The organism is Cyanobium sp. CH-040 (assembly GCF_024346135.1).
GTDB lineage: Bacteria > Cyanobacteriota > Cyanobacteriia > PCC-6307 > Cyanobiaceae > NIES-981.
Map to the genome: position 1 here is coordinate 362,761 of NZ_JAGQCJ010000001.1, position 23,941 is coordinate 386,701.

The 23,941-nt window shown below is 73.0% G+C and carries 23 protein-coding genes; 7 read left to right on the top strand and 16 right to left on the bottom strand.

From position 1 onward, the window contains the following. Nucleotides 1–3 precede the first annotated feature (3 nt). A complete protein-coding gene (locus tag KBY90_RS01920; RefSeq protein ID WP_254966714.1) occupies nt 4–453 on the top strand; it encodes a hypothetical protein in 450 nt (149 codons plus the stop codon). Nucleotides 454–465: 12 nt separating this feature from the next. Here the strand turns inward: KBY90_RS01920 and KBY90_RS01925 are convergent, their stop codons facing one another. Further along, the gene (locus KBY90_RS01925; protein WP_254966715.1) at nt 466–3,021 is read right to left on the bottom strand and encodes a glycogen/starch/alpha-glucan phosphorylase; all 2,556 of its coding nucleotides are present in this window, start codon (nt 3,019–3,021) and stop codon (nt 466–468) included. 187 nt (nt 3,022–3,208) lie between these two features. Here KBY90_RS01925 and KBY90_RS01930 point away from each other — a divergent pair, with 187 nt between their 5' ends. Both KBY90_RS01930 and KBY90_RS01935 read left to right on the top strand, forming a co-directional pair. Next, complete coding sequence (locus tag KBY90_RS01930) at nt 3,209–4,594, top strand: cation:proton antiporter (protein WP_396122498.1); 1,386 nt, start codon at nt 3,209–3,211, stop codon at nt 4,592–4,594. Next, nucleotides 4,566–5,183: a methyltransferase family protein gene (locus tag KBY90_RS01935; RefSeq protein WP_396122486.1), complete on the top strand. Its 618-nt coding sequence runs from the start codon at nt 4,566–4,568 to the stop codon at nt 5,181–5,183. The genes KBY90_RS01930 and KBY90_RS01935 overlap by 29 nt, the downstream gene beginning before the upstream one ends. On the opposite strand, the gene KBY90_RS01940 is transcribed toward KBY90_RS01935, so the two are convergent. Further along, on the bottom strand, nt 5,143–5,451 hold the full coding sequence (locus KBY90_RS01940; protein WP_254966717.1) for a hypothetical protein: 309 nt from the start codon (nt 5,449–5,451) through the stop codon (nt 5,143–5,145). The two genes, KBY90_RS01935 and KBY90_RS01940, sit on opposite strands and share 41 nt — an antisense overlap. A gap of 79 nt (nt 5,452–5,530) precedes the next feature. Here KBY90_RS01940 and KBY90_RS01945 point away from each other — a divergent pair, with 79 nt between their 5' ends. Further along, entirely contained in the window at nt 5,531–6,481 is a 951-nt protein-coding gene (locus KBY90_RS01945; RefSeq protein ID WP_254966718.1) for an alpha/beta fold hydrolase, read from the top strand. Here KBY90_RS01945 and KBY90_RS01950 read toward each other — a convergent pair. Next, nucleotides 6,411–7,640, bottom strand: a complete 1,230-nt coding sequence (locus KBY90_RS01950) for an FAD-binding oxidoreductase (RefSeq protein WP_261352959.1) — start codon at nt 7,638–7,640, stop codon at nt 6,411–6,413. The two genes, KBY90_RS01945 and KBY90_RS01950, sit on opposite strands and share 71 nt — an antisense overlap. Nucleotides 7,641–7,657: 17 nt before the next feature. On the opposite strand from KBY90_RS01950, the gene KBY90_RS01955 reads away from it, so the two are divergent. Then, entirely contained in the window at nt 7,658–9,184 is a 1,527-nt protein-coding gene (locus tag KBY90_RS01955) for a four-carbon acid sugar kinase family protein (RefSeq protein WP_254966720.1), read from the top strand. Here the strand turns inward: KBY90_RS01955 and KBY90_RS01960 are convergent. The 12 genes from KBY90_RS01960 to KBY90_RS02015 form a co-directional block, all read right to left on the bottom strand. Continuing rightward, nucleotides 9,114–10,691, bottom strand: a complete 1,578-nt coding sequence (locus KBY90_RS01960) for a metallophosphoesterase (RefSeq protein ID WP_254966721.1) — start codon at nt 10,689–10,691, stop codon at nt 9,114–9,116. The genes KBY90_RS01955 and KBY90_RS01960 overlap by 71 nt on opposite strands. Continuing rightward, nucleotides 10,688–11,995, bottom strand: coding sequence for a YegS/Rv2252/BmrU family lipid kinase (locus KBY90_RS01965; RefSeq protein ID WP_254966722.1), 1,308 nt, complete (start codon nt 11,993–11,995; stop codon nt 10,688–10,690). The genes KBY90_RS01960 and KBY90_RS01965 overlap by 4 nt, the downstream gene beginning before the upstream one ends. Then, entirely contained in the window at nt 11,995–12,960 is a 966-nt protein-coding gene (locus KBY90_RS01970; RefSeq protein WP_396122499.1) for a transglycosylase SLT domain-containing protein, read from the bottom strand. Before KBY90_RS01970 ends, KBY90_RS01965 begins: the two co-directional genes overlap by 1 nt. Nucleotides 12,961–13,122: 162 nt before the next feature. Continuing rightward, nucleotides 13,123–13,611, bottom strand: a complete 489-nt coding sequence (locus tag KBY90_RS01975; RefSeq protein ID WP_254966724.1) for a hypothetical protein — start codon at nt 13,609–13,611, stop codon at nt 13,123–13,125. Nucleotides 13,612–13,617: 6 nt separating this feature from the next. Further along, nucleotides 13,618–14,298, bottom strand: a complete 681-nt coding sequence (locus KBY90_RS01980; RefSeq protein WP_315858694.1) for a Na(+)/H(+) antiporter subunit B — start codon at nt 14,296–14,298, stop codon at nt 13,618–13,620. Further along, on the bottom strand, nt 14,295–14,552 hold the full coding sequence (locus KBY90_RS01985; protein ID WP_254966725.1) for a hypothetical protein: 258 nt from the start codon (nt 14,550–14,552) through the stop codon (nt 14,295–14,297). The genes KBY90_RS01980 and KBY90_RS01985 overlap by 4 nt, the downstream gene beginning before the upstream one ends. Beyond that, nucleotides 14,549–14,941: a Na+/H+ antiporter subunit E gene (locus tag KBY90_RS01990; protein WP_254966726.1), complete on the bottom strand. Its 393-nt coding sequence runs from the start codon at nt 14,939–14,941 to the stop codon at nt 14,549–14,551. The genes KBY90_RS01985 and KBY90_RS01990 overlap by 4 nt, the downstream gene beginning before the upstream one ends. Further along, complete coding sequence (locus KBY90_RS01995; protein WP_254966727.1) at nt 14,938–16,521, bottom strand: proton-conducting transporter membrane subunit; 1,584 nt, start codon at nt 16,519–16,521, stop codon at nt 14,938–14,940. The genes KBY90_RS01990 and KBY90_RS01995 overlap by 4 nt, the downstream gene beginning before the upstream one ends. After that, nucleotides 16,521–16,910 carry a cation:proton antiporter subunit C gene (locus KBY90_RS02000; RefSeq protein ID WP_254966728.1) on the bottom strand — a complete coding sequence of 130 codons (390 nt, stop codon included), beginning with the start codon at nt 16,908–16,910 and terminating at the stop codon, nt 16,521–16,523. Before KBY90_RS02000 ends, KBY90_RS01995 begins: the two co-directional genes overlap by 1 nt. Before the next feature lie 31 nt (nt 16,911–16,941). Further along, nucleotides 16,942–18,183: a tetratricopeptide repeat protein gene (locus KBY90_RS02005; protein WP_254966729.1), complete on the bottom strand. Its 1,242-nt coding sequence runs from the start codon at nt 18,181–18,183 to the stop codon at nt 16,942–16,944. Between the two features lie 100 nt (nt 18,184–18,283). Then, nucleotides 18,284–19,867 (bottom strand): serine hydrolase, encoded by a 1,584-nt coding sequence (locus tag KBY90_RS02010; RefSeq protein ID WP_254966730.1) that lies wholly within the window; start codon nt 19,865–19,867, stop codon nt 18,284–18,286. Between the two features lie 71 nt (nt 19,868–19,938). Continuing rightward, nucleotides 19,939–21,399, bottom strand: coding sequence for a glutamine synthetase (locus KBY90_RS02015; RefSeq protein WP_254966731.1), 1,461 nt, complete (start codon nt 21,397–21,399; stop codon nt 19,939–19,941). 26 nt (nt 21,400–21,425) lie between these two features. Between KBY90_RS02015 and KBY90_RS02020 the strand changes: the two genes are divergently transcribed. Both KBY90_RS02020 and KBY90_RS02025 read left to right on the top strand, forming a co-directional pair. After that, nucleotides 21,426–22,031: a cysteine hydrolase family protein gene (locus KBY90_RS02020; protein WP_254966732.1), complete on the top strand. Its 606-nt coding sequence runs from the start codon at nt 21,426–21,428 to the stop codon at nt 22,029–22,031. Nucleotides 22,032–22,035: 4 nt separating this feature from the next. Then, a complete protein-coding gene (locus KBY90_RS02025) occupies nt 22,036–23,103 on the top strand; it encodes a GlxA family transcriptional regulator (protein WP_254966733.1) in 1,068 nt (355 codons plus the stop codon). Here the strand turns inward: KBY90_RS02025 and KBY90_RS02030 are convergent. After that, nucleotides 23,027–23,923, bottom strand: coding sequence for a transglutaminase family protein (locus KBY90_RS02030; RefSeq protein ID WP_254966734.1), 897 nt, complete (start codon nt 23,921–23,923; stop codon nt 23,027–23,029). The two genes, KBY90_RS02025 and KBY90_RS02030, sit on opposite strands and share 77 nt — an antisense overlap. Between the last annotated feature and the right edge of the window lie 18 nt (nt 23,924–23,941).

The following is a 23,941-nucleotide window of genomic DNA, read 5'->3' on the forward strand; positions in this document are numbered from 1 at the left end:
GCGGTGCCCGAAGAGCCCTGCCAGTGCCCTGATTGCCAGCGGTTCTATCGGGAACACGACCGATTGATCCGCGAAAATCCCACCCTGCGGCAGCAGCAGGAGCTGAACTGGGCTGCCCTGCAGTCCTTCCGCACCCTGGCCGGTCGGGTGATGGAGGATCTGCAGAAGCAGCAGGACGCCAGTGAGGCCCAGGCTCAGGCCCTGCCGGCCGGTGCGGCCCCGGCCGAACCTGACCCTCTGCAGCAGGCTCTGGCGGATCTGGAGAACATCAACGCCCACCTGTTCTCGATCGAGGTGCTGATGGAGCGGATCTTCGACGTGCGTGTGCCCGAGGAGGTGGAGCAGAAGTTCCGCGAGCTCGCCGGCGAGCTCGCCCCCGATCCCCTCAACGCCGACCGCCTGCGCCTGAACCGCCTGCTGCACCAGACCCCGGATCTGCCTGACCGGGGCTGAGTCCCCTCCCGCTCACTCCATCTCGCAGCTGATCGTCACGGGGTAGGGCTGGGCACCCCAGATGCGCTCGGCGTACTCGCGGATCGAGCGGTCGGAGGAGAAGAAGCCGGTGCGGGCCGTGTTCAGCACGGCCATCCGGTTCCAGCGGCGGCGGTCGCTCCAGGCCTGGTTCACGTCCTGCTGGGCGCGCTGGTAGTCCTGGAAATCGGCCAGCACGAAGTACGGATCCTGGCCGGTGAGGTTCTGCAGCAGCGGCCGGAACAGATCGCCGTCCCCCTCACTGAAGTGCCCCTGCTCGATCAGGCGCAGCACCTCGCCCAGCTCCGGGATCGAGCCGATCCGCTCCCAGGGCCGGTAGCCCTCGGCGCGCAGGGCGGCGATCTCCTCGGTGGTGAGCCCGAACAGGAAGAAGTTGTCGGCGCCCACCTGCTCGCGGATCTCCACATTGGCGCCATCGAGGGTGCCGATGGTGAGGGCGCCGTTCATGGCGAACTTCATGTTGCCGGTGCCAGAGGCCTCCTTGCCGGCGGTGGAGATCTGCTCGGAGAGGTCGGCGGCCGGATACACCTTCTCGCCCAGCTTGACGCTGTAGTCGGGCAGGAAGATCACCCGCAGCCGCCCGTCCATGTCGGGATCGGCGTTCACCGTGTCGGCGATGCCGTTGATGAAGCGGATGATCAGCTTGGCCATGTAGTAGCCGGGTGCCGCCTTGCCGCCGAAGATCACCGTGCGGGGCGGCAGATCGTCACCGGCGCCGCTCTTGATGCGCAGGTAGTGGGCAATCACCTGCAGGGCGCTGAGGTGCTGACGCTTGTATTCGTGGATGCGCTTCACCTGCACGTCGAACAGCGACGCCGGATCTACCGCCACACCGGTGTGGTTGCGGATGTAGTGGCTGAGCTGGGTCTTCACCGCCAGCTTGGTCTCGCCCCAGCGCTCCAGGAAGCTGGCGTCGTCGGCATGGGCCTCCAGCTGGCGCAGCTGCTCGAGATCCTTCACCCAGCCGTCGCCGATGGTGTCGCTGATCAGGCGCGAGAGGCGGGGATTGGCCAGGGCCAGCCAGCGCCGCGGCGTGACGCCGTTGGTGACGTTGGTGAACTTCTCCGGCCACAGGGCGGCGAAGTCGCTGAACAGATCACGCCTCACCAGATCGCTGTGCAGGGCCGCCACCCCGTTCACGTGGTGGGAGCCGATCGTGGCCAGGTGGGCCATGCGCACCGCCCGGGCCCCCTCCTCATCGATGATCGACACCCGGCGCAGCACCCCTTCGTCGCCGGGGTGGCGCACCCGCACCTGCTGCAGGAAGCGGCGGTTGATCTCGAAGATGATTTCCAGGTGGCGGGGCAGCAGCGCGCCGAACAGGTCCACCCCCCACTTCTCCAGCGCCTCCGGCAGCAGGGTGTGGTTGGTGTAGGCCAGCGAGGCGGTGGTGATCGCCCAGGCGTCCTCCCAGTCGAGCAGCTTCTCGTCCAGCAGCAGCCGCATCAGCTCGGCCACGGCGATCGAGGGGTGGGTGTCGTTGAGCTGCACGGCCCAGTGCTCGGGGAACTCCTGCACCGGAATGCCGCGGGCGTCGAGGCTGCGGATCATGTCCTGCAGCGAACAGCTCACGAAGAAGTGCTGCTGCTTGAGCCGCAGCCGCCGGCCCTCGTCGGTGCCGTCGTTGGGGTAGAGCACCTTGGAGAGGGTCTCGCTGCCCACCTTCTCCTCCACGGCGCCGTAGTAATCGCCGATGTTGAAGGCGTAGAAGTCAAAGCTCTCGGTGGCGTCGGCGCGCCAGAGGCGCAGGCGGTCGCAGGTGTTCACCCGGTAGCCCAGCACCGGCACGTCGTGGGGCACGCCGATGGCGTGTTCCTCGGGAATCCAGCGGCTGCGCAGCACGTCGCGCTCATCGCGGTAGGTCTCGGTGCGTCCTCCGAAGCCCACGAAACAGGCCTGATCGGGCTGGGGCAGCTCCCAGGGCCAGCCGCCCTTGAGCCACTTGTCGGTGATCTCCACCTGCCAGCCGTCGCGGATCAGCTGGTCGAAGATGCCGAATTCGTAGCGGATGCCGTAACCGGTGGCGGGGATCTCCAGGGAGGCCAGCGATTCCAGGAAGCAGGCCGCCAGCCGGCCGAGGCCGCCGTTGCCCAGCCCCGGCTCCTCCTCCACGTCGAGGATCTCGCCCAGATCCTGGATGCCGAAGCCCTTGAGGGCTTCGGCCGCCGCCTCCTGGATGCCGAGCATCAGCAGGTTGTTGCCCAGCTGGGGGCCGATCAGGAACTCCGCCGACAGGTAGGCCACCACCCGGGTGGGGGTCTTGCGCAGGGCCTCGAGACCGGCCAGGTAACGGGTCATCAGACGGTCGCGCACCGCATAGCTCAGGGCCATGTAGAGGTCATGGCGGCTGGCGGTGGGGGCGAGCTTGCCGAGCGTGTAGAAGAGGTGCTCGGTCATGCCGTCGAACACGTCGGCGGCGGTAAGGCCGCTGCGGTGGGGATCGGCGTAGCACCCGGGCGTGGGCAGGCGCAGGTTGGCGGGCCGGCCCGTGGGAAGTGCCTGGGGTTGGGTCGGAGTCGCCTGCGCCATGCCAGATCTGCAATTTTCCGACCGTAGCGATGGTTGCCATCGCCGAACCCCTGGAGCGATTAGGGATCAGCAACCGAACACCGGCGCCCGCCCCTAGGGTCAGCCCCGCCAGCGGCCCAGCGGCCCCGCGTCGGTTCCGGCCGCCATCCCCGCCAGCCCCCAATCCATGCCAGTGCCCTTGGCCCAGATGCTCGGTCCTGCCCTGCCCCACCCTGGGCTGCCCCTGCCGCCGCTGCTTCTGGAGGTGGGCAGCCATCAGCTGGAGGTGACGGAAACCCTCATCGCCGTGGGTGAGTTCCTGGTGATCTTCGTGGCCGCCCGCCTCCTGGCCGAGTTGCTGGTGCGCATCCAGCTGCCCTCCATCCTCGGAGAACTGGTGGCCGGCGTGCTGATCGGCGTGTCCGGGCTGCACCTGATCGTGCCCCCCGAAACCCAGGCCCAGCTCAGCGCTGGCCTGCTCGGCCTGGTGGGATCCCTGGCGGAGGTCACCCCGGAAACCGTGCAGGAGGTGTACAGCGAAACCTTCTCCAATCTCCAGGCCGTGTCGCAGATCGGCCTGTTCGCGCTGCTCTTCCTCACCGGCCTGGAAAGCGAGCTGGACGAGCTGGTGGCCGTTGGACTGCAGGCCACCACCGTGGCGGTGACGGGGGTGGTGCTGCCCTTCGCCCTCGGCACCGCCGGTCTCTACTACCTCTTCCACGTGCCGCTGATTCCGGCGATCTTCGCCGGAGCGGCGATGACCGCCACCTCCATCGGCATCACCGCCAGCGTGTTCGGAGAGCTCAAGTTCCTCAAGACCCGCGAGGGGCAGACCGTGATCGGCGCCGCCGTGCTCGATGACATCCTCGGCATCGTCATCCTGGCGGTGGTGGTGAGCCTGGCCGGTGGCGCCGGCTTCACCATCGGGCCGATCCTCAAGCTGGTGGCCGCCGCCGGCGTGTTCGTGGCCGCGGCCCTCTTCCTGAGCCGCACCGCCGCGCCGGGTTTCGACTGGCTGCTCGATCGCCTCAAGGCTCCCGGCGAGGTGGTGGTGGCCTCGTTCGTGATCCTCTGCCTGAGCTGCTTCGCGGCTCAGGCCATCGGCCTGGAGGCGGCCCTGGGGGCCTTCGCCGCCGGCCTGATCCTCAGCTCCTCCAAGCACACCCACGCCATCGATGCGGCGCTCAAGCCCCTGGTGGCCCTGTTCGCCACGATCTTCTTCGTGCTGATCGGCACCGGCATGGACCTGGGGGTGCTCAACCCCTTCAATCCCGACAACAAGGAGGGGCTGATCATCGCCGGCTTCCTGCTCACCGTGGCCATCGTCGGCAAGATCGCCGCCGGCTGGAGCTACGTGAGCAAGGAGAAGACCAACCGGCTGGTGGTGGGTCTGGGGATGATGCCCCGCGGTGAGGTGGGCCTGATCTTCCTGGGCCTCGGCACCCAGGCCGGCCTGCTCACCAAGCCCCTGGAGGCGGCGATCCTGCTGATGGTGATCGGCACCACCTTCCTGGCGCCGATCCTGCTACGTGTGGTGCTGCGCGGCAGCAGCGGAGGCCCCGACCTTGACCCCCTCGCCGAAATCCCCACCTGAGCCACTGCCCGACGCCCCGATTGCCGATCCCCTGCCTCCTGCAGCCAACACCCCTGCCCTGCTGGAGCTGCCGCGGCGCTGGGGCCTGAGCTGGGGCGGCTGGTTGGACAACCGCCGCGGCGAGTGGTGGCTGCTGGCCCAGCTGCTCCTGATCACGGCCCACCTGCTGCCGGCCTGGCCGGCGCCGGGTTCCTGGGGGTATGCCTGGCCCCTGCCCCTGGCTCTCAGTGGTGCCGTGCTGCTGGTGCTGGGCCTGGTCCTCGCCCTGCGGGCCTTCCTGCGCCTGGGCTCCAGCCTCACCCCCCTGCCGGAGCCGATGGCGGACGCGGCGCTGGTGATCTCCGGTCCCTACGCCCGCTGCCGCCATCCGCTCTACCAGGCGGTGCTGGTCTGCTCGCTGGGCATGGCCCTGGCCCTGGGCAGCCTGCTGCACCTGGCCCTGCTGCTCGCCCTGGTGGGGGTGCTGGGGGGCAAGGCCCGGCGCGAGGAGCGCGCCCTGGAGCGCCTGCATCCCGATTACGCCGCCTACCGCAGCCGCACGCCGGCGATCATTCCCCGCTGTCCCTGGCTTGACTGGCGAGCGCTGTGAAGGCGCCCCAGCCGGCGGCGATCAGCCCCAGGCTGCTGGCCCAGCCGGGCCCCAGCGCCCAGCTCAGGGCCAGGTTGGCGATCGCCCCCACCGCCAGGGCCAGCAGCAGGCTGCCGGCCACCAGCACCAGCTGCTGCACCGGTTCGGGCAGGCTGCCGGCCGCCAGCGCCGCCTCCAGCCGTGCCAGCGGCAGGCTCAGGGGCAGATAGAGCGCCAGCGCCCAGAAGGCAGTGCCGGGCAGCAGCGGAATCCAGTGGGGCACAAGCATGCGGGCACGGGGTGGATCGCGCAGCGGAACCGGCTCCGGTGCGTGCTCCCTAGCATCGACCACCCCCCGCAACACCGTGGTGAGTGCCGCGATCCGCGTCGAACCCTGGCAGCACCTCGGCCACGCCGTGCATGCCGTGACCGCCACTCCGGAGCATCCGCAGGGCCCGGCGCTGCTGCTGGTGCACGGCTTCGGGGCCTCCACCGACCACTGGCGCCACAACCTGCCGGTGCTGGCCGGCCGCCACGAGGTGCACGCCATCGATCTGCTCGGTTTCGGGCGCAGCGCCAAGCCCGCCGGCCTCGGCTACGGCGGTGCCCTCTGGCGTGACCAGCTGGCCGCCTACGTGGCCGAGCGCATCGGCCGGCCCACGGTGCTGATGGGCAATTCCCTCGGCGGCTTCGCCTCCCTGGCGGCCGGTGCGGCCCTGGGCCACCAGGCGGCCGGCGTGGTGCTGCTCAATGCCGCCGGGCCCTTCAGCGACGAGCAGGCGCCGCCGCAGGGCTGGGGCGCCATCGCCCGCCAGACCATCGGCGCTGCACTGCTGCGCAGCCCGGTGCTCCAGCGGCTGCTGTTCGAGAACCTGCGCCGGCCGGCCACCATCCGCCGCACCCTCAATCAGGTGTACGTCGACCGCACCAACGTCGATGAGGAGCTGGTGGAGGCGATCCGGCGGCCCTCGCTGGATCCGGGGGCCTTCGGGGTGTTCCGCACCGTGTTCGACATCCCCCGCGGCCAGCCCCTCGATGAGCTGTTCGCCCAGCTCACCTGCCCGCTGCTGCTGCTCTGGGGCATCTGCGACCCCTGGATCAACGCCGCCGGCCGCCGCGCCGCCTTCCAGCGGCACGCACCGGCCGCCACCACCGAGGTGGTGCTGGAGGCCGGCCACTGCCCCCACGACGAGGTGCCGGAGCAGGTCAATGCCGCCCTGCTGGCGTGGCTGGCCGGGCTGAGCGGGGCTAGGGCGGAGGCTGAACCCCCGGCAGCCGCCCCCGTGCCAGCTGTTGCTTCGGATCGAACTGCCGCTTGACGGTCTCGATCAGCGGCCGCGAGGGCGCATCCAGCCAGGCCGGGATGGCGGTCGCCGCCGGCCCCGGCGGCTGGCGCAGCACGGTGAGGTGGCCGCCCAGTTCACGGCAGCGGCGCCGCAGGGCCTCCACCCGGTAGGCGGGCAGCTGGGCCGCGCTGCCCCAGATGTCACCCAGGCCGCTGCCGGCGCCGATCACGGCGCTCGCGCCGTCAAGCTCGCGGGCCCGCAGCAGTTCGTCCGTGCGGCGGGGGGGCACGCCGGCCCGCAGCAGCCAGGCGGGTCGGGGGGCGGATGATCCCCGGCCCAGCTCCAGGTGGGCCTCGAGCCGTTCGGGGTCCAGCACCTCGGTGCGCACCCCGGCCTGGTCCGCCTGCTGGCGGATGCAGGCGACCTGCTCCTCGAGGGTCTGGGGACTGATGCTGGCCAGGCTGACCAGCAGCGCCTCGGCCCCGGCAGCGTCCGCCGCGTCCGGCAGGGTGCGGCGGTGCCAGTCGATGCGCTCGGGGCTGAGGCTGGAGCCGAGCAGCCAGCGGGCCAGGGGCTGAAGCTGCTGCAGGGGCCCGTGCAGCCAGAGGCCGCGGCGCTGGGGCGGCAGCGGCTGGGTGCGCAGGGTCACCTCGGTGATCAGCGCCAGCGACCCCCAGCTGCCGCACAGCAGCCGCATCAGGTCGTAGCCGGCCACGTTCTTCACCACCTTGCCGCCGGCGCGGGCGGCGGTGCCGTCCGCCCGCAGCAGGCCGATGCCGATCAGCTGGTCGCGCACGCCCAGATGGCGCTGGCGGTACCCGCCGGCCAGGCCCCGGGCGACGAGCCCGCCCACCGTGCCCGCGCCCAGGGCGTTCCCGCCGCCGGTCGCCGGCGCCTCGGCGGTGCCCCAGGGCCAGTCCAGGGTGAGCCACTGCCGGTGGCGTGCCAGTTCCTGCTGCAACACCACCAGTGGCGTGCCGGTCTGCACCGTGACGGTGAAGTCGCCGGGGTTGTGCTCGACGATCCGATCCAGCCGGGCGGTGCTCAGCGCCAGCGGCGCGCTCCGCCCCGGACCCGGCTGAACCGGCGGCCCCCACTCCAGCCGGCTGCCGCTGCCGGCCGGCAGCCAGGGGGTGGCCTGCCGGTGCAGATCCCGCACCAGCTCCTGCAGCTCGTGGGGCTCAGGGCGCATCACGGCACGATGGTGCCATGGCCGCCGTTCCCCTCAAGATCGTCGTCTTCGATGACGACCCCACCGGCTCCCAGACCCTCCACAGCTGCCCGCTGCTGCTGCGCTGGGATGCCGCCAGCCTGCGCGCCGCTCTGGCCCACCCCTCGCCGTTCCTGTTCCTGCTGGCCAACACCCGCGCCCTCGACCCGCCGGCGGCCGCGGCGCGGGTGCGGGAGATCTGCCGGGCCCTGGGACCCGCCCTGGCGGAGGCCCGGGCCGCGGGCCTGGTGGAGCGCTGGCTGCTGGTGAGCCGCGGCGATTCCACCCTGCGCAGCCACTTTCCGCTGGAGCTGGAGGCGATCGCCGCCGAGCTGGCTGGGCCCGAGGGCTTCGATGCCACCCTGCTGGTGCCGGCCTTTCTGCCCGGCGGCCGCACCACCCGCGACGGCGTGCACCGCCTGCACGGCGAGCCGGTGCACACCACCGCCTTCGCCCGCGACCGGCTGCTGGGCTACCGCAGCAGCTATCTGCCCGCCTGGGTGGAGGAGAAGAGCGGCGGGCGCATCCCGGCGGCCGCGGTGGAGCGCATCGGCCTGGCGGAGCTGGATGCCGCCGCCGCCGAGCTGGCCGAAGGCGGCGCTGGTCGCGATGGCGATGGAGGCGCCGGCTGGCGTGCCCTCTGCGCCCGGCTGGCGGCGCTGGAGGATAACCGCTGTGTGGCGGTGGACGCCGAACGGCCGCAGCAGCTGGCGGCCCTGGGCGCCGCCGTGCGGGAGCTCACGGCGCCGGTCGGCGCCCCGTGGCGGGGCCGGCCGCGGCGGTTCCTGTTCCAGTCGGCGGCCAGCCTGCTCAACGCCCTGGCACCGATCGGCGCCCAGCCCCTGGACCCACCGGCCCTGGCGGGACTGCGCCGGCGTGACCCTGACGGGGCACCGCTGCCCGGCCTGGTGCTGGTGGGCTCCCATGTGCCCTTGGCCGATGCCCAGCTGGCGGCCCTGCTGGCGGAGCCCGGCTGCGCCGGCATCGAAGTCGAGGTGGCGAAGCTGGCCCGGGTGCTCGAGGGTCCGGTGCCAGATGCGCTGCTGGCCTCGCTGGAGCGCGGCTGGCTGCAGCGGCTGGAGGCGCAGCTGGCCGCCGGTCGCACGCCGGTGCTGTTCACCAGCCGGGGGGAGATCCACTGCCGCTCGGCCGGCGAACGCCGGCGGCTGGGGCTGGAGCTGGCGGGGCTGATGGCGCGGCTGGCCGCTGCCCTGGCGCCTCGCCTGGGCTATCTGATCAGCAAGGGCGGGATCACCACCCACACCCTGCTGGCCGAGGGCCTCGGGGCGGCCTGGGTGGAGCTGCAGGGCCAGATCCTGCCGGGGCTTTCCCTGGTGCGGCTGCCCGGGGATGGCGTCACGGGGACCCCGGAGCTGGCGGCTCTGCCGGTGGTCACCTTCCCCGGCAACCTGGGCGAGCCGGACACCCTGCGGCGTGCCTGGGAGTTGATGGAGTTCAGAGCCGGATCGGCTCCAGCGGCCGGCAGTGCCAGCCCCCGCCGCCCTGCTCCGCCACCAGGGGGGTGAGGCTGAAGCGCGGCGGTGTGCCGGCGTGCACATCCACCCGCAGGCCGGAGTAGATCCGGCGCAGCCCGGCGCCGTGGCCGTGGCGGCCGTGGAAGACGCGGGAGCGCGCCAGCGGGGTGCCGTCGTCAGCGCTGAGGATCGGCCCTTCCGGACGCTGGCGGCGCAGGCTGTAGCCGCTGCCGCCGCACACCACCCAGGGGATGCCGGCGTCGCCGTGGCCGCTGTCGCCCACCTCCACCACCTCCAGGCAGTGGGCGTGGCCGGCGAAGGCCAGGTCCAGCAGCGGCCGGTTGCCGGGTCGCTCCCCCAGGCGGGCGGCCACCCGGTCGAGCACCTGCTGCAGCTGGCGGCGCACCGCCAGGGTCTGGCCCTGGCTCCACTTGCTGGCCTCGGTGACCCAGGGGGGGTGGTGGAGCACCAGCAGCCGCCCGCGCACCGCCGGATTGCGCCAGGACGCCACCAGTTCCCGCTCGAACCAGGCCAGCTGCTCAGCGTCCAGCTGCGGCCGGCGGCCGGCCCGGGCGGCGGCGGCGCTGGCCCGTTGCTTGTCGATGTCGCGGATGCGCTCCTCCAGTTCCTCCACCCGGCCGAGGGCATCGGCACGGCTGTCATCCGCCTGGTCGTCGTGGCGTCCCGCCAGCCACTCGCCCCCCAGCTCGCGCAGCAGGACCACCTGCTCGGCCTCCAGAGCCTGGCGCTGCCACAGCAGGCCCTGGCCTTCGGCCGGGGCGTTGGCCTCGGCGAGGGGATCGTTGAAGGTGTTGGAGTCGAGGGCGAACAGATCGATGCCCGCCCAGCGGCTGGCGTAGTAGCGGTTGGGCAGGCGGGTGTAGCGGCCGGGGCGGTAGAGCAGGGCGCGCTGCCCATGGGGGCCGTCCACTGGAGCCGTGCGCGTGGCCGCCAGGTGGGCCGCCAGGCGGGCCTCCGGCACCGCCGCCAGCCCGTCCATGAAGGCCTCGCTCCAGGCCCCGCCGCAGAAGGAGCCGTGCCAGCCCACATCGAGGTTGAACCAGGGCCGCAGCAGGCGGCGCGGCAGGGCCGTGAGCAGCGACAGCAGCGCCAGGGGCAGGGGCAGGTCGTAGTAGTCGTGGTTGCCCAGCACCGGCAGGAAAGGCCGCCGGAACACCAGCCCGTCGTGGCGCAGCCGGCGCCAGTGCTCCCCCTCCACCAGCCATTCGCGGTAGGGGCGGATGAAGTTGCGGCGGTACTGCTCGCTGGAGCCCACCAGATACACCACATCCCCCGTGTGCAGCAGAAAGCGGGCGTCCTGGCCGTGGGCCAGCAGCAGCTCGGCCACCAGGCGCTGGGGGTCGTTGCGGCCGCGCCGGCCGGTGCCGCTGTCGCCGATCACCAGGAAGCTGAAGGCGCCGCTGCCACCGGGGTCGCCCTCCAGCACCAGCCGGCAGGGATCGATCCCGGCCGCGGCCAGGGCCGGGTGGCCCCAGCGCACCCGCGTCGCCATGCGCCGCACCTTGGTGGCGATGCCGGCTTCGCTGGCGAGATTCATGGGGCCACGGCCAGCGGCGTGACCACGCTGAGGGCGCCGGGCCGGCAGCGGATGTGGACGCTGGCGGTGGTGATCATCTCGCCGTCCACCACCAGCCTCTGCGGGGCGTCGGTGTCGATGCGGATCTCGCGCGCCCGCAGGCACAGCAGGTCGGGGTGGCTGGTGGGGGACTGCACCACCGCCGAGGCCATCAGGGCCGCCAGGGCGTTGAGGCCCTGCAGCCGGCTGGCGGGGGTGGCCACGGTGATCTCCAGCAGGCCGTCGTCGGGCACCACCGCCCCGAAGCCCTGGGCCAGCACGGAGGTGGCGGGGGCCACGTTGGCCACGGTGATGGCCGCCGCCTGCAGCTCGCTGGTCTTGCCGTCGATCGTCAGGCGCGCCTGGAAGGGCTGCTGGCTGAGCAGCTGCTGGGCGCCGGCGAGCACATAGGCCAGTGCTCCCAGCCGGGTCTTGAGTTCACGGCTGGCGCGCTCCACCATGCCCGCCTCGAAGCCCAGCCCCGCCAGCAGCACCATCGGCCGGCCGTTGCACACACCGATGTCGAGCCGCCGGCTGTGACCGGCGAGCAGGGTGCTGCAGGCGCCCGGCAGGTCGCCGGGGATGCCCAGGGCGGTGGCGAAGGCGTTGGCGGTGCCGCGGGGGATCACCCCGAGGGGAATGCCGGTGCCGGCCAGCGCGCCGGCCGCGGCCGACACGGTGCCGTCGCCGCCGCAGGCCACCACCATGGCGCCGGCGGGGTCGCCCTCCGGCCTGGCCTCGATGATGTGCACCAGTTCGCGGGTCTGGGCGGCCGCATCCACATCCTCCCGGGTGAGCACCACGCTCACCAGCATCTGGGGTTCGAGCAGGGAGCGGATGCGGGCCAGCTGGGCGGCCGCATCGCCTGTGCCCGCCACCGGATTGAACAGCAGGTAGGCCAGCCGGCTGCGGCTCAGGCCCCGCAGGGCCAGGTCGGCGCTGGCGGGATTCAGGGCCAGGGGGGTGCCGGCGATGGCGCAGGCGCGGATCAGCAGCGCCGCGTCCGGCTGGGTGTGGGCCGGGGCACGCGGGTCGAGGAAGGCCACCACCGCCGCCGTCCCGCGGCTCAGCACCAGCGCTGCGGCGCGGATGTCGGCGCCGGCGGCGAGAGCCCCCAGCCCGTCCTGCTCCAGCTCGGCGGTGGCGGGGCGTTCGGCCATGGCCTGCGCCAGTTCGTCATTGGCCAGTAGACGAAAGCCGGCCAGGGAGGCCTGATGCAGGTCCAGCCAGTCGAGCAGGGCGTCGAGCCCCGCTTCGGCGGCCAGCAGCACCAGGGCGTTGCTCATCAGGCCGGGCCGGAACGGGCCGCGGGTGGCGCGCTGGCGGGTACCTGCCGCAGGTAGGCGGCCACCGGCACCGGCTGGCTCTGGGTGTAGCCCACCGGCAGCCAGAGGTCGCCGGCCTCGGTGTGCACATGGATCTCCCAGTGGTACAGGCCGGTGTAGGCGCGGGGGTCGTCGCGCAGCAGCGAGGCGTAGAGGAGAACGGCGCGGCCGTAGTAGTCGCTGTTGTTGTAGCCCCACAGGCCCCGGCGGATGTCCTGCAGGCCGCCGCGGCGCACCAGATAGCGGGCGGCGGCCTGGATGGCGTCGTGGGGATCGCGGATGTCGCCCTGGCCCACGCCGCTCTGGGCCCAGGTGGTGGGCAGGAACTGCATCGGCCCCTGGGCGTTGGCCACCGACACGCCGTCGATGCGGCCCATGCCCGTTTCCACCAGGTTGATCGCCGCCAGCACCTCCCAGTCGATGCCGGTGGCGGCGGCGGCCTTGCGGTAGTGGGCCAGCAGCTCCTCGGCCGGCGCTGGGGCGATGATCCGCCAGGCCGGCAGGGTGGCCAGCGGCCGGCTGCGGCGCTGCATGGCCAGGAACTCGCGGCGGGCGGCCACATGCCGCTCGGCCACGCTGCGCCAGGCCGGATCCAGCAGCGCCAGCACGGCTTCGGAGCGGGCCGGGTCGCGGGACAGCTGCCGGTAGATCACCTGCTGCTGGTGGCCCAGCCGCGGCAGCTGCCCGGCGGGGGTGGCGGGATCGCGCAGGGCCGTCTCCACGGCCGCCAGCAGCGCGGCCAGCTCGGCCGGATCGGCCGGCACCAGGGGGTAGTGGCGGCCATCGGCGAGCTGCGGCAGCGCCGGATCCGTGGGCAGGGCAACAGCCTCCTGCAGGGCAACAGCCTTGGGCCCGGCGGCGATCGCAGCCGTGTCGCTTCCCCGACCGAGGGCCAGGGCGCTCTGGCGCAGCTCGGGCCGCAGCATCAGAACTCCCGCCAGGGCTGCCATCAGGGCCACGGCGCCGCCGGCCACCCCTGCCGTGGAGAGGGTTCGGGCACGGCCGCCCCGCTGCTGCCGGCGCGGGTGGGGATCGTCGGGCAGACGCTGGGCCATGCCGGGCTTCTCCGTGGGCGTCACGCCCCGAACCTACCGGCTCCGGCCCGGGCCCCCCGCCGGACGTTCCAAACCGGGATCCAGCAGGGCGGTGGTCTCGATGCAGAGGAGCAGGGCGTCGGTGGCGGCCTTGCGGTCGAACTGCCCGAGCAGCAGCCCCTGCTCCAGGGCCTCCAGCCGGGCCCGGGCCGCCAGGGCACGGCTCACCTTTTCCTCCAGACGGCTGGTCTGCAGCAGCTGGGTGGCCCCCGAGGCCACCACCGACGCCGCCGATGCCAGGCCGCAGAGCAGGCGCCAGGAGGGCACCGAGAGGTTGAGGGCGTCGGTGAGCCCCGCCGTGAAGGACTGGCCGCCGAAGGCCGGCGCCGCGGTGATCAGGGCCGCCGTGCTGCTGAACAGGATCGAGGCGCTCACCAGCTGGCGTCGCCGGGGCAGGGCGCGGCGCAGGAAGCGATCGAGCTGGGCGCGCCGGCTGCGCATCTGCTCGATCAGCGGATCCTGGGCCTCATCGGGAGTGGGCATGGCGATTCAGAGCAGGCCGCGGTAGCGGATGAACAGCTGCACCATCGTCCAGGAGCCCAGTGTCACCTTCACGGCCATCAGGGCGTTGAGGATCGGGATCCAGCCACCGCTCTCCAGGGCCCCGAAGGATCCTTCAGGCAGGTTCAGTCCCTCAAGGCTGAGAAAGGCCAGCAGGATGAACAGCAGCACCGCCAGCTTCTCGACCAGCTCGTCGGCGGCCACGCTGCGCGCGGTGGCCGCCGACGGCGGTGCCGCTCCCGAGCGGGAGCGCACGATCAGCAGCAGGGCCAGGGCGGTGCCGCCCGACACCCCGGCGGCGAAGCCGCCGCCGGGGGAGAGGTGCCCGCGCAGGGCCAGTTCCACCGCCACCAGGGCCGACACCGTGGCGCCCAGCCGGCAGAGCACGAGCACAGCGGGGTCGTCGAGGCCCTGGATGCTGGTCTGGGGGCGCTCGGCGCTGAGCATCCATACCACCCCCATCGAGGCCAGGGTGAACACCACCACCTCGGCCACGGTGTCGTAGAGACGGGTGTGGAGAATCACGCCCGAAACCAGATTGGGCACCCGGGTCTGCTCGCTCAGGGCGGCGATCAGCGCCCCGTTGGCGGAGGCCGGCGGCAGGGCCTGCAGAAGGGGGGCCAGCGCCACCACCACGGCCGCCAGCAAGTGCAGGGGGCGCAGGCTCATGGGTCCTGCTGCTCCCGCTCCTGCAGCAGGTTGGCGATCAGCAGGATGCCGGCGTTGCCGACGCTCAGCATCAGCACACTCACCAGGGCCGGCATCGGGTCGTTGCGCACCACCGCCACCACCAGCATCACCAGCGCCACCTTGGTGGACAGGCTGGCGAGGGCGGCCAGGCGGTGCCAGAGCTCCCGGGTGCGGCAGGCCACCACGATCGGGATCAGCAGGGCCAGCACCATCCCGTCCACCAGCCAGGTCATGGCACCCGCTCCGGCGTGAGGGTGTGCACCTGGTAGTGGCGTCCAGCGCGGTCCATGCCCAGGCAGATGCTGAAGGGGGTGAGGGTGATCGTGAACACCTCCAGGAACATCAGCAGATCGCTGCGGCGGCCGCTGCCAGGCACCAGGCCGTAGCCCTCTCGCCGCCGCCGCGTCAGCAGCAGCACGGCCTGGTGAAACGCCTGGGGAACCGCCACCAGCACCGCGCCCACGGCCCCAGCCAGATCGCGCAACGGCACGGCCCTGTCGCGATGAAGGGGCAGCAGCAGCGCCACCCCCACACCGATGAGCACATTCAGCGTGCGGGGATCCTGGGTGAGCAGCATCCAGATCCCCACCCGCAGGGCCACGTTGAGCAGCGCCGGGATCACGGCTGCCAGCCCAGCAGGCCGAGCAGCGCCGCAGCCAGCAGCACGATGGCGCCGAGCAGTTCGTCGAGCCCCTCCAGCTGCGGCCGCCAGCCAGCAGCCGGCAGCGCGGCACCCGTGCCGGCTGCCGGGTCGGATGTCGGGCCAGAGACGGGTCCGGCGGCGGCGGCGGCGTCCGCAGAGGCGCTGAGCAGGTGGTGCAGCATCAGGCCGGCCGCGAACACGGATGCGGTCTTCAGCATGGCGCCGGTGAGGGCCTGCCGGTCCATGGCCGCCCACAGCGGCAGCGCCCAGGGGCTGGCACTGAGCAGCACCAAGGCGGCCACCAGCAGGGTCGCTCCAGCCGGTGCGCCGGCTCCATCGGTGGCTGATGCTCCGGCAGCGGCGGCGCTCTGCGGACTGGCCGGCGGGGCCCTCAGCGCTGACAGCGGCGGCCCCCAGATGCGGGCATACACCGCCACGGTGCCGGCGCTGATGGCTGTGACCAGCCAGCCGGCCGCACCGGGCAGCTGGCTGCTCAGCTGGTCCTTGGCCAGGAAGCCCAGCAGGGGCGGCAGGCCGGCAATCGACAGGGACGCAAGCATCAGCGGCCACCACAGGCGCGGCGCCAGGGGCCGCTGCCGCCAGCCGGCCAGCGCCGGATCGGGGATCCGGCGGAGCAGCAGGAACAGGGCTGCCTTGGCCAGCCCATGGCCAAGGGCAGAGAGCCCGCCCACCGCCGGCAGGATCACCACCAGGCCCATCTGCGCCAGGGTGCTCCAGGCCAGCAGCCGGCGCAGGTCGGGTTCCAGCAGGGCCAGCAGCACCCCGGCGGCGGCGCTGGCGATGCCGAGCCAGCGCAGCACCGGCAGCAGGCTGGCGGCCTCGGCGCTGATGCGCAGCAGGGGCACCACGCCGGCGCTCACCACCGTGCCGGAGAGCAGGGCCGACACGTCCAGCGGCCCCTCGGCGTTGGTGCGCGGCAGCCACAGCCCGGCCACGAACACCTCGGCCTTGGTGAGCAGGGCCACCGCCAGCAGGGCGAGCACCAGGCCGCTGGCCTGGCCCACCCCGAAGAGGGCGAAGCTGCGCTGCTCGAGGTAGAGCAGGCCGCAGCCGATCAGGAACAGCAGCATGACGGTGTTGCTCACCAGCATCAGCCGCAGGCCGAGCCACACCTGCCGGCGGCGGCCCCCCAGCACCAGCAGCAGGAAGGTGGCGATGCCCACCACCTCCAGGGCCACGTAGATGCTGATCAGGTCGGCGGCGACGATGGCGCTGTTGACGCTGCCGTGCAGCACCAGCAGCAGCAGCGGCCAGGCCTTGCTCCGGGGCCGCCCCCAGCCGTCGAGCAGCACGGCGGCGCAGACCAGGGCATTGAGCAGCAGAAAGGGGGCCGCCAGGGCATCGGGCTGGAGGGTGATGCCCAGTGGCCCGAGCAGCTGCAGGCTGTCCGGCAGCCAGCTCTGCTGGGCCGCCAGTGCCATGGCGGCGGTGCCCAGACAGGTGAGCAGCACGGCGGGCCGCGCGAGCAGCGGCAGCAGGGCGGCGAGGAAGGCCGCCAGCAGCGGCAGCAGCAGCCAGGCGATGGTGATCGGGTTCATCAGGGCCCGGCCCCGGGCCCTGATGGCTCCGGCAGGTCGAGCTCGGCCACATCCAGGGTGGGATCGCGGTGCGCCAGCAGCGTGGTGGCCAGCAGCAGCAGAGCCTGCACCGAGAAGCCGATCACGATCGCCGTGAGGATCACGGCCTGGGGGATCGGGTCGGCGTAGGCGGCCGCGACGCCGGGATCGACCACGGGGCTGTGGCCCTGCAGGATCGGTGTGATCAGGCCGTCGCGGGCGGCGATCAGCACGAACAGGCTGATCACGGCGGTGCTGGTCACGTCCATGGCCAGCACCTTGAGGAACAGGTTGCGGTGCCGCAGCAGGGCGACCAGGCCGGCCAGCACTGCCAGCAGCACCAGCAGCTCAAGGGCCCGGAAGGCGGTCATGGTGCCGTGGCGGCCACCGAGACTCCCGAGCCTAGTGCTGGAAGGCGGGAGCAGTTCTTGCCGCTTGCTGCGCCGCCTCCAGGGTGAGGGCGATCACCTGGCGCTGGGCATGGCTGCCGCCGATGGCCCGGGCCCGGTGCAGCACCGGGCCGAGGGCGCCCGCGGCCTCGGCCGCGTCCCCACGGCCCCAGGCGTCGAAGCCGCGCAGCAGCGGTGCGCCCAGTTCAGCCGCAATCGCGGCGCCGTCCCCGCAGACGGCGGGATCCTGCCCGGACTGGGCGGCGATCCAGCGTGCGCTGCGCTCCCGGTCGCCGCTGCCGATCCAGGCCATGGCGGCATGCAGGTCGTTGAACACGTACAGGCCCGGCACCGCCACCTGCCGCCACAGGTCGGCCACGCTGCGCCAGCGCTCACCCGCGTCCACCCCCCGCAGCTGCAGGCGCCAGAGCAGGGAGGAGGCGTCCACCAGGTCCACCGTCACGGCCGAGCGCTGGCCATGGATCGGGCCGTCGAAGAGGTCCAGGGCGGCGTCGATCTCGTCCAGCTCGAGATGGAAGAGTGCCAGATGCCACCAGTTGTGGATCGCCAGGGCGTTGTCGTCGGCCCAGTACGGCTGCCGCTGCCGCATCCAGGTGATGCCCTCGCCGGGCCGGTTCTCCATGGCGAACACGTGGGCCACGGCGTGGTGCGCCCAGGCGTTGCGGGGTTCGAGCTCCAGGGCCTGGCGGCCGTGGGTCTCGGTGAGCCGGTAGTCGCCGTTCTCCTCGCAGCCGAAGGCCAGCATGCCCAGCAGCGCGTGATAGCCCGGATCGCCTGGCTGCCAGTGGGGCAGGGCCCGCTCCGGCCGGCTGCGCAGTCCGGCGGCATCGCCGCGGTAGAGGTCGACGAGATGGCCGGCCTGCAGGGCGAGGGCATCGCGCGGGTGCTCCGTGGTCAGCTCGTCGAGGATGCGGCCGGCCTGCCGCCAGTGACCGGCGGCGAAGGCCTCGATCGCCTCGGCGTGACCCCGCTCGCGGGGCTCGAGCGGCAGACCGCCCACCCGTGCCAGGTCGTCGCGGGCCACCGCCGGTGCCTCCGGTTCGGTGCTCAGCAGGTGCAGCCAGGCGTGCAGGAGATGGCCCATGGCGAAGCCGGGCCGCTCCGCCAGGAGCGGCTCCAGCGTGAGCAGGGGGTCGCCCCGGAAGCAGTGGAACTGCTCCAGCGCCTCGCCGTAACGCTGCAGGGTGGTGTCGTCGGCACCGCTGAAGCGGTTGCCCAGGCTGTCGCTGGTCATGGGGATCGGCTGCGCTGTGTCGCTGTGTCGACCGTATGGGCGCCGGCCGAGGGCCCACCAGGGTCATCCGCGCCGGTTTGGGGCCCTTTCCGCCACACCGTCACCGGCGCTGCAGCACCCCCAGCCCCTCGGTGTCGAGATTGGCGATGCGCACCCGGCTGATCGCGGCCCCCTCCCCGGCCGCCGGGTCGGTCTCGAACACCACGGCGCTGGGCCCCATGCCGTTCTCGCCGGGCGGCTGGTAGCGGAAGGTGTCGCCGCTCACGTGGGCGAGGGGATAGGGCGTGAGGGCCGGGCCCAGCTGCAGGCGCAGGCCCGCGCCGGTGCGGCTCACCACCGCCTCACCCACATAGGCGTTGCGGTAGCGGCCCACGTAGGCCTCCAGGGGCTGCGGCGGCAGGGGCCGGGCCGGGGTGGGGACCGCCGGGTAGGCCTGGGCCATCGAGGCGGCCATCAGCGGCTGCAGCAGCGCCAGGTAATCGCGCTGCACCCCGCCGGTGTGGATCAGGTCGAGCACGCCCAGGGCCAGGGATTCCGGCAGACCCACCGGCGCGGCGTTGGTGAGCACCACCACCCCGAGCCCCTCCGCCGGCAGCAGGTAGACGGCGGTGGCGGCGCCCATGGCGAAGGCGCCGGAATGGCTCAGCTGCACCGCCCCCCGGTCGGTGACGTTCACGCCCCAGCCGAGGCCGTAGAAGCCGCTGCGCTCGCTGGAGGGATCGCTCGCCTCCCGGCTCACGCTCAGCGGGCGGTGGGTGTCGGCCAGGGCCGCCGCCGCCACCAGCCGGCGGCCCTGGAAGCGGCCGCCCCCCAGCTGCAGGCGCAGCCAGCGGCTGAGGTCGTGGGCGCTGGAGCTCACCCCGCCCGCCGGCGACTGGGCGTCGGCATTGCGGTGAGGCCCCACCACCCAGCGATCACCGCGGCGCACATGCGGCTGCACCCGGTTGGGCGTGTCGCGGAAGTCGGCATGGCGGGAGCTGGTGCGCTCCATCCCCAGGGGCCGGTAGAGGCGTTCGGCGGCCAGCTCCTCCCAGCTGCGGCCCTGCTGGCGGGCCACCGCCTCGGCGGCGGCGGTGAAACCGAAGTTGGTGTAGGCGTAGGTGGCCCGGAAGCGGTTGCCGAGGGGCTGCAGCGACAGCCGCTCCAGAATCGTGGCCCGGTCGAAGCCGAGGTCCTCCAGCGGGTCACCGGCATGGTCGCCCAGGCCGCTGCGGTGGGAGAGCAGGTCGCGCAGGGTCACAGAGGCCGCGATCGCCGGCGGGCCCAGGCGGAAGCCGGGCAGCTGGGTGGTCACCGGAGTGTCCCAGCTGGCCCGGCCGTCGCCCACCAGCCCTGCCAGCACGGTGCTGGTGATCGGCTTGGAGAGCGAGGCCAGGGGAAACACGGTGTGGGCATCGACGGGCTCGGATCTGCCCAGCTGCCGCACCCCGAAGCCCTTCACCAGCACCGGCTGGTCGCGGTGCACCACGGCGATCGCGACCCCCGGCACGCCGGTGCGCTGCATCAGCTGCACTGTCAGGGCTTCGATCCGCGCCGTCAGCTCGGGCCCTGCCACCTCGCCAGGCCCGCCGCCGCGCTGTCCGCCACCGGACTGATCCGCCGCCGCGGCCTGCAGCGGTGGCGGCGGGGTGAGGCTGAGCAGCAGGGCCGCGCAGGCCGGTGCGGCGATCTGTCGGCAGCCCATCACGCTTCAGCCTCGGCTGCCTTCAGGCTGGCAGCACGCAGCAACTCTCCGCCGGCGGGCGGATCCCGCCCTCAGCCGCCGCTCAGCGGCCAGCAGCACGTGGAGGCGATCAGGTCGACCTGGCTGAGCCCTTCGCCGCGGCGCACCTCCGCGTCCCGGGCCTCCGCCACGGTGCGGTGCAGCGCTTCACCCATCGCCTCCCGCAGCACCGGGCTGGCCCGGAATGCCACCAGGGCGTCCGCCAGGCTCAGCGGCAGCCGCGGGGCGGCGCCCGCGGAGGTGGCGGCCGGATCGCCCACCACCGGCGCCGGCAGGGGGCGGGGCTGGCGCAGCGCCTCGCCGATCGCGGCCATCACCCCGCCGAGCAGCAGATAGGGATTGGCGCTCAGATCGGCCACCTTCAGTTCCAGCTGGGCGGGTTCACCGGCGGGGCCGGCGGGGATCAGTCGCAGCGCCGCCTCCCGGTTCTCCACGCCCCACACCTGGAACGGAGCCGCCCAGCGCCCCGGGGCCAGCCGCAGGAACGACACGTTCAGCGAACAGGCCAGCGGCAGCAGCGCCGGCAGCTGCTCCAGCAGACCGGCCACCAGGGCTTCCCCCTCAGCGGTCAGTCCCCCGGGGCCGGTGCCGCCGCCGAGCAGCGGACTCCCCTCGCGGGTCGCGCTCAGATGCAGATGGCCGCCGTTGCCCACCAGGTCGGGCGCCAGCATCGGGCTGAAGCTGCAGCGCAGACCGAAGCGGCTGCTGATCCGCTGGATCACCAGGCGCGCCGCCACCAGCCGGTCAGCGGCCTGGAGTGGCTCGCCCGGAGCCAGCGACAGCTCGAACTGACCGCTGCCGTATTCCGGGTGCAGCTGCAGCCAGGGCAGCCCGGCGGCGTCCAGCCCATCGGCCAGGGCACTGAGGTAGTCGAGGCCCTCGATCAACCGGTCGGTGCCGTAGGGCCCACCGGCCACCGCCGCCTGCCAGCCATCGGGGCCACCGGCCCGCCCCACCATCCATTCGATCTCGAAGCCGGCCGTCAGTCCCAGCCCCGATCCGCCCGCCTCCGGCCCCGCCAGGGCGGATTGCCGCCGGCAGAAGCCCCGCTGGTCGAGGGCATACAGGCTGCCGTCCAGATGGTGGCGTTCGCCCGCCGCCCAGGCCCAGCCGGTGTCCGGATCCAGGGGCTGGATGGTGTCGAGCACCGGGATCAGCCGCAGATCGCCGTCGGGCCGGGCCAGCGACTGCAGCGGATCGATCAGGCCGGTGGCCCCGAAGGCATCCGCCACGGGCGAGAAGCCCACGCCGTCGCGGGCCACCTGGGGCAGGCGCTCCAGCGGCACCCCCTTCACCAGCACCGCGCCGCTGTGGTTCACGAAGGTGATCGCCAGCCGGCGCAGGCCGCGGGCCAGCAGCTCGGGTAGCCGTTCGCCAGCGTGGCGGGCGTCGGCCTCGCGCTGCTCGACGCCGCGCACCGGCAGGGGGAAGTCCGTCACGGAGGCATCGCGGCCGGCCGGCCCATCCTTGCTGCGATCGGCGCCGCCGGCCATGCTGAGGCGTCGTTCCCGAGCCGCCCGTGCGGACCACGGCCCTGCTGCTGGTCGATCTTCAGAACGGCACCTGCGGCCCCCCGCAGGCGGAACGGCGGGCGGACTTCCACCGCCGATTCCTGGCGCACACCCTGCCGGCGGCCCGGCGCGCCCTGGAGCTCAGCCGCGCCGCCGGCCTGGAGGTGATCCACACCGTGATCGCCAATCTCACCGCCGACGGCCGGGACCGCAGCCTCGACTACAAACGCAGTGGACTCGGGTTTGCCCCCGGTTCCTGGGACGCAGGGGTGATCGATGCGCTGGCGCCCCTGCCCGATGAGATCGTGCTGCCGAAGAGCTCCTCCTCCCCGTTCAACTCCACCTGCCTGGATTACGTGCTGCGCAACATCGGCATCCAGGACCTGGTGGTGGCCGGCATCCTCACCGACCAGTGCATCGACCACACCGTCAAGGACGCGGCGGACCGCGGCTACCGCGTCACCTGCCTCACCGATGCCTGCCAGGCCGAAACCGCTGAGCGCCACGCTGCAGCCCTGGCGTGCTTCCGGGGCTATGCCCGCCAGTGCACGGTGGCGGAGTTCGCCGCCGGCCTCGGCCGGCCGGCACCGCGGCCGGAGCGACCGGCGCCCTAGGCCCATGCCCGCCCGGCCGCCTGTCCCGCCTGAAGTCCCGCCGCCCGCCAGCGCGGCGATCCTGGCCTTCCCGGAGGCCACCGCGTCGGTGCTCTACGGCCTCGGCGACCTGCTGCATTCCGCCGGCCGCGACTGGGGAATGATCGTGGAGGGACGGCCCGGCGCCCCCCTGGTGGTGCCGCGGATCGTGGCGGCACGGCCGGAGCCGTTCACGATCGCCAACGGGGTGACGATCGTGGCCGACGCGACCCTGGAGCAGGTGGAACGGCCGGATCTGGTGTGCATTCCGGAGCTACTGATCGCCCCTGGCGACAGCCTGGCCGGGCGCTACGAGCGCGAGATCGCCTGGCTGCGGCGCTGCCATGCGCAGGGCGCGATCCTGGCGGCGGCCTGCTCCGGCGCCCTGCTGCTGGCCGAGGCGGGGCTGCTCGACGGCGAGGCGGCCACCACCCACTGGGCCTACTGCGACGCGCTCGCCGAGCGCTTTCCCCGCGTCCGGGTGCAGCGCCAGCGGGCGCTGGTGGCGGCCGGGGAGGGCCAGCGGCTGATCATGGCCGGCGGCGGTTCCAGCTGGCTCGACCTGGGCCTGTTCCTGATCGCCCGGCTGGCGGGGGTGGAGGCGGCGATGCAGCTGGCCCGCATCTACCTGATCGACTGGCATCAGGTGGGGCAGCAGCCCTTCGCGCGGCTCTCCCATGGCCGCCAGAGCCACGACGCCCTGATCGCCCGCTGCCAGGCCTGGGCGGTGACCGGCTTCCGGGAGCGGGCGCCGGTGGCTGCCATGGCCCGGCTCACCGGGCTGTCGGAGCGCACCCTGGCGCGGCGCTTCCAGCAGGCCACCGGCCTCACGCCGATCCAGTACATCCAGACGGTGAGGATCGAGGAGGCCAAGCAGCTGCTGGAGACCGGCGACACCGCCATCGAGGCCATCGCCGCTGAACTCGGCTACGAGGATCCGCGCTTCTTCGTGCGCCTGTTCAAGCGCGAGGTGAAGCTCACCCCTGCGCAGTACCGGCGCAAGTTCGGCCAGCTGCGGGCCGTGCTGCAGACGGCGCGGGGAGCTCCTCGGTGATCACCTCGAAGCCGAGCAGCTGATGCTCACCGAAGGAGAGCAGGAAGGGCACGTCGCCGGCGTCGCGGCCGCGGGCGATCAGCACCCGGCCGCGGCGGGGGAAGTTGTGGCGGGCGTCGAACACGTACCAGCGGTCGCCCAGGAACGCCTCGAACCAGGCGGAGAAATCCACCGGCGCCTCCCCCACCGGGATGCCCGTGTAGCCGAGATAGCCGGTGCAGTAGCGGGCGGGGATGTTCAGGCAGCGGCAGAGGCTGATGGCCAGGTGGGCGAAATCCCGGCAGACGCCGGCAGCGTCGGCGAGGGTCTGGCTGGCGGTCTTGTGGGGCGCCACCGCGTCGTAGTCGAAGCGGATGCGCTGATGCACCCAGTCGCAGATCGCCTGCACCCGCGGCCAGCCCTCCGGCACCGCCCGGAACTGGTCCCAGGCCAGGGGCATCAGCGCCGGCGTGTCGCAGTAGGCGCTGGCCATCAGGAACGGGTAGGTGTCGATCGGCAGCGCCTGCACCGGGCACTGGGGGGCCGAGGGCTCCACCGGATCGGCGGCGTCCGGGCAGGCGATGGTGGTGGCGTAGCGGAAGCGGGTGATGCCGGCGGGAGCCACCATCCGGCTCCAGCGGTTGCCGTGGCGGTCGATGAGCGCCTCGAGGGTGCGATCGGGGTCGAGTTCCACGCGCTCCGGAGACAGCAGCTGCGGCTGCAGGCTGAGGTGGGGGCGCACCAGTGTGAGCAGCGGGGTGGGCGCTTCACACTGCAGCTCCAGCCGGCAGCCAAGGGCGAGATGCACGGAAGCGGGGCAGAAGCGGAACGACGCCGTCATCTTCGCGGCTGCAGCTGG

What these genes read in the sequence shown, in the direction of transcription:
- KBY90_RS01955 (WP_254966720.1), top strand. Translation starts at nt 7,658, where the DNA reads ATGGCCGCCGTTCCCCTCAAGATCGTCGTCTTCGATGACGACCCCACC.
- KBY90_RS02015 (WP_254966731.1), bottom strand. Translation starts at nt 21,399, where the DNA reads ATGGCCGGCGGCGCCGATCGCAGCAAGGATGGGCCGGCCGGCCGCGAT.
- KBY90_RS01970 (WP_396122499.1), bottom strand. Translation starts at nt 12,960, where the DNA reads ATGCTGCGGCCCGAGCTGCGCCAGAGCGCCCTGGCCCTCGGTCGGGGA.
- KBY90_RS01975 (WP_254966724.1), bottom strand. Translation starts at nt 13,611, where the DNA reads ATGCCCACTCCCGATGAGGCCCAGGATCCGCTGATCGAGCAGATGCGC.
- KBY90_RS01950 (WP_261352959.1), bottom strand. Translation starts at nt 7,640, where the DNA reads ATGCGCCCTGAGCCCCACGAGCTGCAGGAGCTGGTGCGGGATCTGCAC.
- KBY90_RS01930 (WP_396122498.1), top strand. Translation starts at nt 3,209, where the DNA reads ATGCTCGGTCCTGCCCTGCCCCACCCTGGGCTGCCCCTGCCGCCGCTG.
- KBY90_RS01960 (WP_254966721.1), bottom strand. Translation starts at nt 10,691, where the DNA reads ATGAATCTCGCCAGCGAAGCCGGCATCGCCACCAAGGTGCGGCGCATG.
- KBY90_RS02005 (WP_254966729.1), bottom strand. Translation starts at nt 18,183, where the DNA reads ATGACCAGCGACAGCCTGGGCAACCGCTTCAGCGGTGCCGACGACACC.
- KBY90_RS01925 (WP_254966715.1), bottom strand. Translation starts at nt 3,021, where the DNA reads ATGGCGCAGGCGACTCCGACCCAACCCCAGGCACTTCCCACGGGCCGG.
- KBY90_RS02010 (WP_254966730.1), bottom strand. Translation starts at nt 19,867, where the DNA reads ATGGGCTGCCGACAGATCGCCGCACCGGCCTGCGCGGCCCTGCTGCTC.
- KBY90_RS01965 (WP_254966722.1), bottom strand. Translation starts at nt 11,995, where the DNA reads ATGAGCAACGCCCTGGTGCTGCTGGCCGCCGAAGCGGGGCTCGACGCC.
- KBY90_RS01995 (WP_254966727.1), bottom strand. Translation starts at nt 16,521, where the DNA reads ATGAACCCGATCACCATCGCCTGGCTGCTGCTGCCGCTGCTGGCGGCC.
- KBY90_RS01940 (WP_254966717.1), bottom strand. Translation starts at nt 5,451, where the DNA reads ATGCTTGTGCCCCACTGGATTCCGCTGCTGCCCGGCACTGCCTTCTGG.
- KBY90_RS02000 (WP_254966728.1), bottom strand. Translation starts at nt 16,910, where the DNA reads ATGACCGCCTTCCGGGCCCTTGAGCTGCTGGTGCTGCTGGCAGTGCTG.
- KBY90_RS01980 (WP_315858694.1), bottom strand. Translation starts at nt 14,298, where the DNA reads ATGAGCCTGCGCCCCCTGCACTTGCTGGCGGCCGTGGTGGTGGCGCTG.
- KBY90_RS02025 (WP_254966733.1), top strand. Translation starts at nt 22,036, where the DNA reads ATGCCCGCCCGGCCGCCTGTCCCGCCTGAAGTCCCGCCGCCCGCCAGC.
- KBY90_RS01985 (WP_254966725.1), bottom strand. Translation starts at nt 14,552, where the DNA reads ATGACCTGGCTGGTGGACGGGATGGTGCTGGCCCTGCTGATCCCGATC.
- KBY90_RS02030 (WP_254966734.1), bottom strand. Translation starts at nt 23,923, where the DNA reads ATGACGGCGTCGTTCCGCTTCTGCCCCGCTTCCGTGCATCTCGCCCTT.